The following is a 13,140-nucleotide window of genomic DNA, read 5'->3' on the forward strand; positions in this document are numbered from 1 at the left end:
GCCCCTCAGGCGTCGGGCCGGCCCTCGGCATCGAGGAGCAGCGGCACGTCCGAGACCACGGCGATGTGCCGCTCCATGGCCGCCGCGGCCTCGCGGGGATCCCCGCGCCGGATTCCCTCCGCGATGGCCCGGTGTGCCTCGAGGGAGACCTGCGGACGCCCGGGCTGGCCGAGGGACTCGATGCGGGTCTCCCGGATCCTCTCGCTCAAAAAGTCCATCATCTGCGAGAGGACACCGGAGTGGGCGGCCTGGGTGATGGCTCCGTGGAATCGCTCGTCACCGCCGACCCCCCGATCGCCCCGGTCGATCTCCCGGGCCATCGCCTCGATCGCCGCGTCGATCTCCGCCAGGTCCTCCGTCGTCCGGCGTTCCGCCGCCAGGGCGGCGAGCTTGACCTCGATCGTGCTCCTGGCCTCCACGATGTCCGGCATCAGGTTCCGGTGCTCTCGGAGCTGCCGCAACAGCGTCGTCGCGTTCGGGCGGTACACCAGGACGGCGCCGGTCCCATGGCGGACATCGATGACACCGAGGACCTCCAGGGCCACCAGCGCCTGTGCCAGCGTCGCGCGCGAGACACCGAACTGGTCGGCGAGGTCACGTTCCGGGGGCAGCCTCTCGCCCGGTCTCAGGTCCTCCGCATCCACGAAGTCCAGGATCCGTTCCATCAGCTGCTCATACAGCCGCGCCCGCGTGACCCGGCTCGTCCGGTGATCCTTGTCCTGGCCGGCCATCCGCCACCTCCCGCTGTCCTCGACCTCTGGGTGCATCCCACCCTATTGACAGCCGCCCTCTGAGTCTAGGAGGCTAGGCCACTAGCAGAGTGATCCACGTCACGCTCACCCCGGAAGGCACTGTCATGTCAGAACCCGTCATCGCGATCATCATCCTGGCCGCCATGTTCATCCTCGCCACCGTGTTGCCCATCAACATGGGTGCGCTGGCCTTCGTGGGCGCCTTCGTCCTCGGGGCGCTGGTCCTCGGGATGGAGGCCGATGAGATCATGGCCAACTTCCCCGGGGGCCTCTTCCTGACCCTCGTGGGTGTCACCTACCTCTTCGCCATAGCCCAGAACAACGGCACGATCGACCTCCTGGTGCGGCGGGCCGTGAGACTCGTGGACAACCGGGTGGCCCTGATCCCCTGGGTCATGTTCACCCTCACCGCGATCATCACGGCGGTGGGCGCCCTCGGTCCGGCCGCGGTGGCCATCATGGCGCCCATCGGGCTCAACTTCGCCGCGAAGTACAAGATCAACCCCCTGATGATGGGCATGCTGATCGTCCACGGCGCCCAGGCCGGCGGGTTCTCCCCCATCGCCGTCTACGGCGTGATCGTCAACGGCCTGATCGTGGACACGGGATTCGATTTCAGTCCCCTGGCGCTGTTCCTCAGTTCCCTGATCTTCAACGCGGTCATCGCCGTCGTGCTGTTCCTCGTCCTCGGCGGCCGGAGCCTGGTGGGAACGCGGGTGGCGCACTTCGCCGAATCCGTCTCCGACGCCCGACTCAACGCCTCCGTCGGGGCCCGCGCGGCCGGCGTCGACTTCAAGGGCTCCGGCAGCGGCACCTACGGACCCCGGGACCCGGCCGGCGACGGCCCGTCCTCCTCCCCCTCGCAGACCGTCACGTTCCCCCAGGTCGCCACCCTGATCGGCCTCGTCACCCTGGCCGTGGTGGCCCTGGGCTTCAAGCTGGACATCGGCTTCGTGTCCATCACCATCGCCGTGGTCCTGGCGCTGCTCTCCCCGAAGGCCCAGAAGGGCGCGGTCAACAAGATCAGCTGGCCGACCGTCCTGCTGATCTGCGGCATGCTCACCTTCGTCGGCACGCTCCAGGAGGCCGGGACCATCACGTTCGTCTCCGACGGCGTGGCCCAGATGGGCATGCCCCTCCTGGCGGCACTCATGATCTGCTACATCGGCGCCGTCGTCTCGGCCTTCGCCTCCTCGACCGCCATCCTCGCCGCCCTGATCCCCCTGGCCATCCCCTTCCTCGACTCGGGCGAGGTCAGCGCCGTCGGCGTCGTCTGCGCCCTGGCCGTCGCCTCCACCGTGGTGGACGTGTCCCCGTTCTCCACCAACGGCGCCCTCGTCCTGGCGAATGCGCCGGAGGGAACCGACCCGGACCGCTTCTACAAGCAGATCCTCACCTACGGAGCGATCGTCGTCGTCGCCGCCCCGGTGCTCGCCTGGGCGACCCTGGTGGTCCCCGGATGGCTCTGAGACCACACTCATCGATGCCCGCACCGATCCATGACCAGTCACCGGACAGGAGCACCATGGCCGTCACCGACCCCCCGCAGACTCCGGACCGCGAGCCGTCCCCAGGACCGCTCGGCGGCTACGTGGTCCTCGACCTGACGAGAGCCCTGGCCGGGCCCCACGCCGGCATGATGCTCGGCGACCTCGGCGCCCGGGTGATCAAGGTCGAGACCCCCGGCACCGGCGATGACACCCGGTCCTGGGGCCCGCCGTTCGTGGGCCCGGAGGACGACCCCCAGGCCACCTACTACCTCTCCTGCAACCGCAACAAGGAGTCCATCGCCCTGGACCTCAAGAGCGAGGCCGGCCGGTCCACCCTGGTCGATCTCATCCGACGCTCCGATGCCCTCCTGGAGAACTTCCGCACCGGCGTGCTGGACCGGCTCGGCTTCTCGGTGGAGACCCTGCACGAGATCAACCCGCGGCTCGTCATCCTCTCCATCACCGGGTTCGGCCATGACGGCCCCGAGGCCACCCGCAGCGGATACGACCAGATCGTCCAGGGCGAGGCCGGACTGATGTCCCTCACCGGCTCCGGACCGGAGGACCCCCAGCGCGTGGGCGTCCCGATTGCCGACCTGCTCTCGGGCATGTACGGCGCCTACGGCCTGCTGGCGGCGCTCCTGGAACGCGAGCGGACCGGGAAGGGGCAGGTCGTGAGGACCTCGCTGCTCGCCGCGGTGATCGGCGTCCACGCCTTCCAGGGGACCCGCCAGACCGTGGCCGGGCAGGTCCCGCAGGCCCAGGGCAACCACCACCCCTCGATCGCCCCCTACGGGCTGTTCCGCTGCCAGGGCGGCAGCGTGCAGATCAGTGTGGGCAACGAGCGGCTCTGGAGGACGTTCTGCACCACCGTCGGCCTCGATCCGGAGGACCCGGACTTCGCCACGAACGCGGACCGGGTGGAGCACCGGGACCGCCTCATCCAGGTGATCGAGCAGGCCTTCAGCACCCACCCGCCCGCAGATCTGCTGGAGCGACTGGACGCGGCCGGCGTCCCCGCCGGGAAGGTGCGGTCCCTCGATGAGGTCTACTCCTGGGATCAGGTCGAGTCCCAGGGTCTGCGGCTCAGCGTGGACCATCCGGTCCTGGGCCCGATCGACCTGCCCGGACCACCCCTGCGGTTCTTCGAGACGGCCTCGGGGCGGGAGACCACCAGGCGCACCCACAGCGCCCCGCCGCTGCTGGACGGGGATGCGGAGTCCATCCGTGCGTGGTTGGACTCCGCGGGCCATGACCGGGTGAGGAAGGTGCAGTCCTGATGTCCGCGGCCCTGACCACCCGACGGACCGCTGCGGAGCTTCTGCGGCTGGTGCTGGACGAGGGGACCTTCTCCTCCTGGGACCGGGCGGCGGAACAGCCGCCCTCGAGCCCGGACTATGCGGCGGACCTGCACGCCGCGCGGCTGAAGAGCGGCACCGATGAGTCCGTCCTGACCGGCGAGGGGCGGCTCCGCGGCCGGAGGGTCGCCGTGATCGTCTCCGAGTTCCGCTTCCTGGCGGGGTCCATCGGCCGTGCCGCCTCACGGCGGATCACCGATGCCGTGAGGCGCGCCACCGACGAGGGCATCCCCCTGCTCGCCTGCCCCGCCTCCGGCGGCACCAGGATGCAGGAGGGAGCGCCCGCGTTCCTCTCCATGGTGGACATCACGCAGGCCATCCGCCGGCACAAGGACAGCGGCCTGCCCTATCTGGTCTACCTCCGTCACCCCACCACGGGCGGGGTGATGGCCTCCTGGGGCTCACTGGGCCACGCGACCTTCGCCGAGCCCGGCGCCCTGCTCGGCTTCCTCGGCCCCCGGGTCTTCGAGGCCCTCAACGGAGAGCCGTTCCCCCGCGGGGTGCAGACGGCCGAGAACCTCTACCACCATGGCCTCATCGACGGCGTCGCCACCCCGGAGGACCTCCCGGAACTCCTCGACCGGGTCCTGGGCATCGTCGCTCCGGCACCGCGGGACGGCTCCCCACCGGTTCCGGTCAGTGCCGAGGCCACGCCCGGCACCAGCCCCGCGTGGACGTCCATCGAGGAGTCCCGCCGGCCCGCACGGCCCGATCTTCGGCACCTGCTGGCCGAGGGCGCCGAGGACGCCGTGGTCCTGCACGGCACGGGGCAGGGCGAGGCCGATCCGGGACTGACGCTCGCCCTGGCCCGCTTCGGCACCCGGTCGTGCGTCGTCGTGGGACACCAGCGGCCACGTCCCGGGGGCCGGGAGATGGGCCCGGCCTCCCTGCGCCAGGCCCGGCGGGGCGTCCAGCTGGCCCAGGAGCTCCGCCTGCCCCTGCTCACGGTGATCGACACGGCCGGCGCGGAATTGTCGCGGGAGGCCGAGGAGGGCGGACTGGCCGGCGAGATCGCCCGGACCCTCGCCGGCCTCCTCGGCCTCGAGGTCCCCAGCGTCTCCGTCCTCTGGGGACAGGGGGCGGGCGGCGGAGCCCTGGCCCTGCTGCCCGCGGACCGGGTCATCGCGGCCGAGCACGCGTGGCTCTCCCCCCTCCCGCCCGAGGGGGCCAGCGCGATCATGCATCGGGACACCCTGCACGCCGCAGAACTGGCGAACGACCAGGAGGTCGACGTGGCCGCGCTGTACCGCATCGGGCTGGTGGACCACATCGTGCCCGAGAGCCCTCCGGCCCACGTGGACCCGGACGCCTTCTGCCGCTCCATGGCGTCAGCCATCGAGTATGAGCTGTCCCGGGCGGCGTCCGTCCCCGACACGGTCCGGCTCGAGCGGCGGGCCGTCAGGTTCCACCGGCTGGGGTGGTGAACTGGACCGGACGACCAGCGAAGGGGCGTGAGAGATGGATCCGTTGACCGCACTGGCGGTCCTCGCCGCGGGACTCGGTGGCGGGATCGTCATCACGGCCATCGGGGCGGGTTCGCTGGTGACCTTCCCCATCCTCCTGGCCGTCGGCCTGCCGCCCGTGGTGGCCAACGTGTCCAACACCATCGGACTGGTTCCGGGCAACATCTCCGGAACCTGGGGCTACCGGCACGAACTCGTGGGCAAGCGGCGCCTCGTCATCGGCGTCGCCGCCACCACGGCGATCGGTGCCGTGGGCGGCGCGGTGCTCCTCCTCGGACTGCCCTCGGAGGCCTTCTCCCGGTTGGCCCCCTGGCTGATCCTGCTGGCCGCCACCCTGGTGGGCGTGCAGCCGCTGATCTCGGGCGGGCTGCGGCGTCGCGCACTGCGCCGCGGTGAGGCGCCCCGCGACGCCCACCCCGGCCTGCCGGCGCCGCTCGCCTGGGTGTCAGCGGTCATCGGCGTCTACGGGGGCTACTTCGGCGCGGGCCAGGGGGTGATGCTGGTGGCCTTCCTCGCCTTGGGACTGCGGGAGCGGCTCCAGACCGTCAACGCCCTGAAGAACGTCGCGGTGCTCTCGGCCAACGTCGTGGCCACGCTGATCTTCGTCTGGATCGCCCCGGTCGACTGGCCCGCGGTCGCGCTGCTCGCCGTCGGCTCGGTGGTCGGCGGCTGGCTCGGCGCCATCATCGGACGGCGGCTGCCCGGACCGGTCTTCCGGGTCCTCGTGGTCCTCTTCGGCTACGTGGTCTCGATCCAGCTCCTCGTGACGGCCTAGAGCGAGGCGATGGCACGGTCCAGATCGTCGATGAGGTCCGCCACGTCCTCGATGCCCACAGACAGGCGCACCAGGTTGTCCGGCACGGCCAGCTCGGTGCCGGCCACGGAGGCGTGCGTCATCTCGGCCGGGTAGTTCATGAGCGACTCGATGCCGCCCAGGGACTCCGCCAGCTGGAACAGCCGCGTGGTCTCGGCCACCTGCTTCGCGGCGGCCGCCCCGCCGGTGAACTGCACCGAGACCATGCCGCCGAAGCCGCGCATCTGCCGCGCCGCGAGCTCGTGCCCCGGGTGGTCCGGCAGGCCCGGGTAGAGCACGCGCTCCACGCCCGGGACGTCCTGCAGGTGCTGGGCGATGGTGGCGGCGTTGGCGTTGTGCCGGTCCATGCGTACGCCGAGGGTCTTGAGCCCGCGGGTGGTCAGATAGGCGTCCATCGGGCCGTTGACGGCGCCGGCGGCGAATTGCTGGAACTGGACCTGGTCGGCGATCTCCGGGTCGTTGACCACCACGGCGCCCCCGATCACGTCGGAGTGCCCGCCGATGTACTTGGTCGTGGAATGGACCACGACGTCGGCGCCCAGTTCCAGCGGCAGCTGCAGGTACGGCGTCGCGAAGGTGTTGTCCACCACCAGCAGCGCGCCGGCGGCGTGCGCCGCACCGGCGAGCGCGGCGATGTCCGAGATCTTCATCATCGGGTTGGACGGGGTCTCGAGCCACAGGATGCCGGCCTTCGAGGCGGCCAGGGCCTGCTCGACGGCGGAGACGTCGGCCATGTCCACCACGGTGTGGCCGACGCCCCAGGGACCGAGGATCTTGTTGATGAGGCGGTAGGTGCCGCCGTAGACATCGTTGCCCATGACGATGTGGGCGCCAGGGCCGGCGACTGCGTGGATCAGGGCGTTCTCCGCGGCCAGGCCGGAGCCGAAGGTGAAGGCGCGAGCGCCGCCGTCGACGCCGCCCTCCAGGGCCGCGAGCTGGTCCTGGAGGGAGTCCCGTGTCGGGTTGGTGCCGCGGCCGTAGTCGTAGCCCCGGCGCAGTCGGCCCACGGACTCCGGGGCGTAGGTGGTGGAGAAGTGCACGGGCGGCACCACGGCACCGGTGACCGGCTCGAAGGCCTGTCCCGCATGGATGGCGCGGGTGTTGAATCCGGTCAGGGGACGCAGTACGTCATCGCGCCCGTCCGTCTGGGCGGGCTGGTCGGTCTGGACGGTCTCGTCGGGCTCTGCGGCGCGTTCGGTCATGATGGATCCTTTCGGCGGATGATCGGGCCAGCGGGCTATCGGGCCACGCGGGCCAGGAGGTCGTGCAGGGTGACGATGCCGGCGACCACCCCATGGTGGGTGGCCATCACGGCGGGCGCGGAGCGCAGCGCCTCGCGGGCGGCGATCAGGTCGGCGTCGACGTTGACCTTGGGCAGCGGGGCCCCGACGTGGTCGAACACGGAGTCGGCCGGGGCTGCCCGCCCGGAGGCCAGCAGCTCGCTCAGGGTGGCGACGTCCACGGATCCGAGGATCTCCCCGACGCGCAGGTCGTCCCGCGGGGCGTTGACGACCGGCAGGGCGTCCACGCCATAGCGGTTCATGGTGGAGATCGCCTCGGCCAAGGTGGCGTCCTTCGGCGCGGTGACCACGTCCGGCAGGGTCCCGGGCAGCAGGGAGGTCTTGTCCGCCAGCAGGTCGCCGACCGTGCTGTCCCAGCCACCGGTCCCGTCGCGGTCCTCCGAGGCGGCGGGACCGGCCCCGACCGGAGCGGCGGCCTCGGCCACCGTGCCCTCGGGCAGCACCGAGGTGGCGGGGGCGTTCGTGAATCCCTGCTCGTCCATCCACCGGTCGTTGAAGATCTTGGCGAGGTAGCCGCGGCCGGAGTCCGGCAACAGGATGACCATGACGTCGTCCTCGCCGAGGTCCTGTGCCGCCTGGAGCCCTGCGGCGACGGCCATCCCCGAGGACCCGCCCACGAGCAGTCCCTCCTCGGCGGCCAGGCGGCGGGTCATGGCGAAGGAGGCCTCGTCGTCGACGGCGATCACCTCATCGGGGACGGACGGGTCGTAGTTGCCGGGCATCATGTCCTCGCCCACGCCTTCGACGAAGTAGGGCCGCCCGGTGCCGCCCGAGTAGATGGAGCCGTCCGGGTCGGCGACGACGATCCGGACGGGGCCGCCGGCGCGGTCGGCCGAGACCTCCTTGAGGTACCGGCCGGTACCTGTCACGGTGCCGCCGGTACCCGCGCCGACGACGAAGTGGGTGAGCCGCCCGGCCGTGTCCTGCCAGATCTCCGGGCCGGTGGTCTCGTAGTGGGATTCCGGGGCGGAGGGGTTGAAGAACTGGTTCGGCTGGTAGGCACCGGGGATGTCCCGTTCGAGGCGGTTGGCGACGCCGTAGTAGGACTCTTCCGACTCCGGGGGCACGGAGGTCTTGGTGACCACCACCTCGGCGCCGTAGGCCTTCAGGACGTCGCGCTTCTCCTGGCCGACCTTGTCCGGGGTGACGAACACCGAACGGTAGCCCTTCAGCTGGGCGACCATGGCCAGGCCGACGCCGGTGTTGCCGGAGGTCGGCTCCACCACGGTGCCGCCGGCGGAGAGCTTGCCCTCGGCCTCGGCGTTCTCGATCATCTTCAGGGCGATGCGGTCCTTCACCGAGCCGCCGGGGTTCAGGTATTCGGGCTTGACCAGGATGGTGGCCTTGATCCCTTCGGTGACCCGGTTCAGCTTCACCAGCGGTGTGTTGCCGATGAGGCCGAGGACGTTCTCGGCGTAGTTCATGCCGTGGTGATCTGTCATGGCCCCCACGCTACCGCCGGGGCGCAGTGGCGCGCCAAGAGCATGAATCCGCGTGACCGCCGGGGCGGGCCGGGATCAGGGGGAGAATGGTGCGGTGCTGAACTCGCTGCCCACCCCCGACGCCTCCGTGGTGCTCACCCCCGGGGTGCCGGTGGACGTGCGGCTGACCCTCGGGGTGCTGCAGCGCGGCCACGCGGATCCGACCGTGCAGTCCCGGCCGGACGGGGTCTGGCTGTGCTTCCGGGTCCCGGGCACCGGCGACCCCGTGACGCTGCTCGTGAGGCCGGCCCCCTCCGCCCTGGTGGCCGGGCCGGTGCCGGTGCTGGCGTGGGGGCCGGGGGCGCGGGCGGCGGTGGCCGGCGCACACCGGCTGCTGGGGCTCGACGACGACTGGTCGGCCTTCGACACGGGGCTCGTCCCGGAGGGGGCCGGGGAACCCGGCGGGGCGGCGCTGCCGCACGCCGTGCGCCGGGCCCGGCGCGCGCACCCCGGGCTGCGGCTGCCCGCCACCGGGCGGATGGTGGACCAGCTGTTCATGGTGGTCCTGGAGCAGAAGGTCACCCACGACCAGGCCCGGGCGGGCTGGCGGTGGCTCGTGCGGAGCCACGGTGAGCCCGCCCCGGCCCCGGCACCCGAGGGGATGCTGCTGCCGCCGACCGCCGAGGCGGTGCGGCGCATCCCCAGCTGGCAGTGGCACGCCGGCTGGGTGCAGCCGGCGCAGTCCAGGGCCCTGCTGCGGGTGGCCGAGCGGGCCACGGCCCTGGAACGGCTCGGGGACCGGGGCGTGGACGAGGTGGTGGACACGCTGACCACGCTGCCGGGGATCGGGGTGTGGACCGCCGCGGAGACGGTGCAGCGGACCCATGGGGCCCCGGACACCGTGGCGGTCGGCGACTACCACCTGGCGCACCACGTGGGCGAGGTCCTCTCGGGCCGGCGCACCGACGACGCCGGGATGCTGCGGCTGCTGGAGCCCTGGGCCGGCCACCGGCAGCGCGTGGTCCGCCTCATCGGGCTCTCCGGGTACCGGTACAGCCGCTTCGGCCCGCGGCTGGCGCCGGCGGACCACCGGCGGCGGTAGCGCGGGACTGGTGCTGGCGGCTGGGGCTGGTGGCTGGGGCTAGTTCTGGTCCGGGTTCTGGTTGCCGGCCAGCTTCTCGCGGACCTCGTCCATGTCCAGGGACTTCACCGCGGTGACGAGCTCCTGCAGCTGGGAGGCGTTGATGGCGCCGGGCTGGGCGAAGACCAGGACCTGGTCCCGGAAGGCCATCAGGGTCGGGATCGAGGTGATGTTGGCGGCCGAGGCCAGGCCGCGCTCGGCCTCAGTGTCCACCTTGCCGAACACGACGTCCGGGTGCTCCCCGGAGACCTCCTCGTAGACCGGGGCGAACTGCTTGCACGGTCCGCACCAGCCAGCCCAGAAGTCGACGAAGACAATGTCGTTCTCGGTCAGGGTCTGCTCGAAACCGGCTTCGGTGATCTCAGTGGTAGCCATGGACCCACCCTAACGGCCGGGGAGCGGGCCGCGAAGGCGGGATCCACAGCTGGCCCGTCCTTCACTCCACAGCGAACACCTCCCCCGCGCGTCGCCCACCCCGGGCACCCGGCCCCCTGATGCGGGGCCGGTCCGCGTTCCTAGCCTCGGGTGCACCAGTCCCCCGCCGGGGCCGCCCCGCCGGCCGAGACAGCACGCGACACACGCGACACCACACCAGGAGCATCCGATGACGCACGAGGTCCCTCACCCGCCCGCACACCAGCCGCCACGCCGTCTCCCGCCGCCGCGTGCCAAGCACGGTCCGGCCGACCCGGGTCGGATGGCCCCCGGCCGGCGCGCCACCCTCATGGTGGTGGTGGAGCAGGACGAGCCGGAACAGGCCCTGCGTGAATCCCTCGAATGGGTGCACGCCTTCGAACGGGACTGCGGCCTGGTGGTGGACACCGAGGCCACGGAACTCTACGGGGTGGCGCTCGCCGAGGACCTCAAGGACTCCCTGCGGCCGCCCCGGGACGCCTCCGTGGCCGAGCACCTCGACTTCATCTGCGCGGAGGGCCGGTGGCTGAATCCCGGCACCTGCCCGCTGGCGCCTCCCGATTCCAACGGCGCCCCCGCCTGGGCGTGGGCCTACTACCAGGCGGTCATGGGCGCACCGGACCGCGCCTACTGCACCATCTGGGACCTGTTGCCCCTGCCCGCCGCCGCGTGACTTCGGGTGACACCGCGTGACACGAGGTGACGTGGCGTGGCACCGACGGAATAGTCCACTGGCCGGTCCCGTTACGTGGGACATGCGAGCCATAGGACTACACGAACACGGAACACCGGAGGTCCTGCACACCGTGGACCTCCCCGAGCCGACACCGGGGGAAGGCGAGCTGCGGATCCGCGTGCAGGCGGCCGCCGTGAATCCCACCGACACCATCCTGCGGGCCGGTCAGCGCGACACCTCCGGGCAGTCCCGCCCGCTGGTCCCGGGGATGGACGTCGCCGGAGTGCTGGAGGAGATCGGGCCCGGCACCGAGACCGACCTGCGGGTGGGGGACGCGGTCATGGCCATCGTCGTGCCGCGCGGCACCCACGGCGCCTACGCGGAACAGGTCGTGCTGCCCGCCGAGTCGGTGACCGCGGCACCCCGCGGCAGCGGCCCCGCGGAGGCCAGCACCCTGCCCATGAACGGCCTCACCGCCCGGTTGGCCCTGGACACCCTCGGCCTGGCGCCCGGCAGCGTCCTCGCCGTCACCGGGGCGGCCGGTGCCCTGGGCGGGTACGCGGTCCAGCTGGCGGCGGCGGAGGGGCTGACGGTCGTGGCCGACGCGGCCGAGAAGGACCGGGATCTCGTGTCCGGGCTCGGCGCCGACGTCGTGCTGGCCCGCGGCGAGGAGTTCGCCGACCGCGTCCGGGAGCGGTTCCCCGACGGCGTGGACGGCGTCGTCGACGGAGCGATGATGCACGACGCCGTCGCCCCCGCCGTCCGCGAGGGCGGCACCGTGGTCACCATTCGCGGCTACGACGAGCCGGGCGACCGCGGGGTCAGGTTCCAGCCGATCCTGGTCGCGCACTACGCCCGCGAACGGCAGAAGCTGGATACGCTCCGGCAACAGGCGGAGGACGGCGCGGTGAGCCTGCGCGTGGCGGAGGCGCTGCCCGCCGAACAGGCCCCGGAGGCCCACCGCAGGCTGGAGGCCGGGGGTGTCCGCGGCCGACTGGTCCTGACGTTCTGACCGGTCACCCGAGCACAGCACAGCAGAAAGCCGCGGGAGTCGATGACTCCCGCGGCTTTCCCGGTGTGGCAGATACTGGATTCGAACCAGTGAAGGCAATGCCAGCTGATTTACAGTCAGCCCCCTTTGGCCGCTCGGGTAATCTGCCGAGGCCCACCTCCCGTGCGGGGCTGGTCTGAACCAGTCCGTTCGGTCGGCGACACCTCACTTTAGCGGAGCCGGGCCGAGATTTCGAATCGGCCACCTGCGGCCCCCGGCCTCCCACCGGTAGGCTGTCCGCGAGAGGGAACCACCCCGCACGACCCGAAGAGGAGCCATGGCCAGCGATTCAACGTTTGATGTGGTCAGCAAGGTTGACAAGCAGGAAGTCAGCAACGCCCTGAACCAGGCACAGAAGGAGATCGCCCAGCGCTACGACTTCAAGGGCGTCGGCGCGGAGGTCGACTTCAGCGGCGAGTCCATCCTGATGAAGGCTGCCTCCGAGGAACGCGTCAAGGCCGTCCTGGACGTCTTCCAGTCCAAGCTCGTCAAGCGCAACATCTCCCTGAAGTCCCTCGAGACCGGTGAGCCCTACCCCTCCGGCAAGGAGTACCGCCTGGAGGCCAGCATCAAGGAGGGCATCGACCAGCCGACGGCGAAGAAGATCACCAAGCTGATCCGGGACGAGGGGGCCAAGTCCGTCAAGGCCACCATCCAGGGCGACGAACTGCGTGTCTCCTCCAAGTCCCGCGATGACCTGCAGGCGACCATCGCGCTGCTCAAGGACTTCGAGGACGCCGACCTGCAGTTCATCAACTTCCGCTGAGGACCGCCATGCTCTATCTGATCACCCCCGACGGCATCGTCAGCACCCTGGACGCCGGGCTCGGGGACGCCCTCGTGGACGCCCGGCGGGGCCGCCCCCTGGCCCGGCAGCCGTGGGTGACCCAGCCCCCAAGCGGCATCTCGCCGGAGAAGGTGCTGGCGGTGGCCCTGCGGCACGGGGTCGATGCCGGGATCGGGCTCGTGGTGCATGGGGGGTTCATCGACCAGGTGCTGGAGCCCGAGCGGCTGCGCGCCGCCGAGCGCAACCAGAACCGGATCGCCGCCCAGCTGCAGTCGATCGCCGCGGAGCCCCGGCACGAGGACCGGGACTGGCACCGCCGGCAACGGGCCATCGCCGAGGAGGCCCGCCAGGCCGCCGCCGGGTCGATCCGGCGCGCGGAGGAGGCCGCGGAGGAACTGCTCGAGGCGCCGGTCAAGGACCGGCTGACCCGGGCCTGGGAGCGTGCCGGCGGGCTCGTCCCCGCCTCCTGACC

13 protein-coding genes and 1 tRNA gene are annotated in these 13,140 nt (G+C 71.7%); 9 read left to right on the forward strand and 5 right to left on the reverse strand.

Annotated elements, in window-relative coordinates:
- Positions 1–5: 5 nt before the first annotated feature.
- Positions 6–731: a FadR/GntR family transcriptional regulator gene (locus tag RE421_RS15605; protein ID WP_309817467.1), complete on the reverse strand. Its 726-nt coding sequence runs from the start codon at positions 729–731 to the stop codon at positions 6–8.
- Positions 732–856: 125 nt separating this feature from the next.
- Between RE421_RS15605 and RE421_RS15610 the strand changes: the two genes are divergently transcribed.
- The 4 genes from RE421_RS15610 to RE421_RS15625 are packed head-to-tail and all read left to right on the forward strand — an operon-like array spanning position 857 to position 5,838.
- Complete coding sequence (locus RE421_RS15610; protein ID WP_309812114.1) at positions 857–2,221, forward strand: SLC13 family permease; 1,365 nt, start codon at positions 857–859, stop codon at positions 2,219–2,221.
- Positions 2,222–2,277: 56 nt separating this feature from the next.
- Positions 2,278–3,522, forward strand: a complete 1,245-nt coding sequence (locus RE421_RS15615; RefSeq protein WP_309812116.1) for a CoA transferase — start codon at positions 2,278–2,280, stop codon at positions 3,520–3,522.
- Positions 3,522–5,024 carry a carboxyl transferase domain-containing protein gene (locus RE421_RS15620; protein WP_309812120.1) on the forward strand — a complete coding sequence of 501 codons (1,503 nt, stop codon included), beginning with the start codon at positions 3,522–3,524 and terminating at the stop codon, positions 5,022–5,024. Before RE421_RS15615 ends, RE421_RS15620 begins: the two co-directional genes overlap by 1 nt.
- A 34-nt stretch (positions 5,025–5,058) precedes the next feature.
- Positions 5,059–5,838, forward strand: a complete 780-nt coding sequence (locus tag RE421_RS15625) for a sulfite exporter TauE/SafE family protein (protein WP_309812122.1) — start codon at positions 5,059–5,061, stop codon at positions 5,836–5,838.
- Here RE421_RS15625 and RE421_RS15630 read toward each other — a convergent pair.
- The gene (locus tag RE421_RS15630; protein WP_309812126.1) at positions 5,835–7,079 is read right to left on the reverse strand and encodes a cystathionine gamma-synthase; all 1,245 of its coding nucleotides are present in this window, start codon (positions 7,077–7,079) and stop codon (positions 5,835–5,837) included. The genes RE421_RS15625 and RE421_RS15630 overlap by 4 nt on opposite strands.
- 35 nt (positions 7,080–7,114) lie before the next feature.
- On the reverse strand, positions 7,115–8,602 hold the full coding sequence (locus tag RE421_RS15635; RefSeq protein ID WP_309817470.1) for a cystathionine beta-synthase: 1,488 nt from the start codon (positions 8,600–8,602) through the stop codon (positions 7,115–7,117).
- Positions 8,603–8,714: 112 nt separating this feature from the next.
- On the opposite strand from RE421_RS15635, the gene RE421_RS15640 reads away from it, so the two are divergent.
- Complete coding sequence (locus RE421_RS15640) at positions 8,715–9,701, forward strand: 3-methyladenine DNA glycosylase (RefSeq protein ID WP_309812129.1); 987 nt, start codon at positions 8,715–8,717, stop codon at positions 9,699–9,701.
- 39 nt (positions 9,702–9,740) lie between these two features.
- Here RE421_RS15640 and RE421_RS15645 read toward each other — a convergent pair whose 3' ends face one another.
- Positions 9,741–10,115 carry a thioredoxin family protein gene (locus RE421_RS15645; protein ID WP_309812133.1) on the reverse strand — a complete coding sequence of 125 codons (375 nt, stop codon included), beginning with the start codon at positions 10,113–10,115 and terminating at the stop codon, positions 9,741–9,743.
- 322 nt (positions 10,116–10,437) lie between these two features.
- Here RE421_RS15645 and RE421_RS15650 point away from each other — a divergent pair, with 322 nt between their 5' ends.
- Positions 10,438–10,827, forward strand: a complete 390-nt coding sequence (locus tag RE421_RS15650) for a hypothetical protein (RefSeq protein ID WP_309812136.1) — start codon at positions 10,438–10,440, stop codon at positions 10,825–10,827.
- Positions 10,828–10,960: 133 nt separating this feature from the next.
- A complete protein-coding gene (locus RE421_RS15655) occupies positions 10,961–11,842 on the forward strand; it encodes an NADP-dependent oxidoreductase (protein ID WP_309812139.1) in 882 nt (293 codons plus the stop codon).
- Positions 11,843–11,908: 66 nt separating this feature from the next.
- Here the strand turns inward: RE421_RS15655 and RE421_RS15660 are convergent.
- Positions 11,909–11,990 (reverse strand) — tRNA-Tyr (locus RE421_RS15660).
- 168 nt (positions 11,991–12,158) lie between these two features.
- Here RE421_RS15660 and RE421_RS15665 point away from each other — a divergent pair.
- Together RE421_RS15665 and RE421_RS15670 are read left to right on the forward strand one after the other, a co-directional pair.
- Positions 12,159–12,647, forward strand: a complete 489-nt coding sequence (locus RE421_RS15665) for a YajQ family cyclic di-GMP-binding protein (protein WP_309812141.1) — start codon at positions 12,159–12,161, stop codon at positions 12,645–12,647.
- An 8-nt stretch (positions 12,648–12,655) separates the two neighbouring features.
- A complete protein-coding gene (locus tag RE421_RS15670) occupies positions 12,656–13,138 on the forward strand; it encodes a hypothetical protein (protein ID WP_309812144.1) in 483 nt (160 codons plus the stop codon).
- The last annotated feature ends 2 nt before the right edge of the window (positions 13,139–13,140 follow it).

The sequence above is a fragment of the Citricoccus sp. I39-566 genome (assembly GCF_031432995.1).
Lineage (GTDB): Bacteria > Actinomycetota > Actinomycetes > Actinomycetales > Micrococcaceae > Citricoccus > Citricoccus nitrophenolicus_A.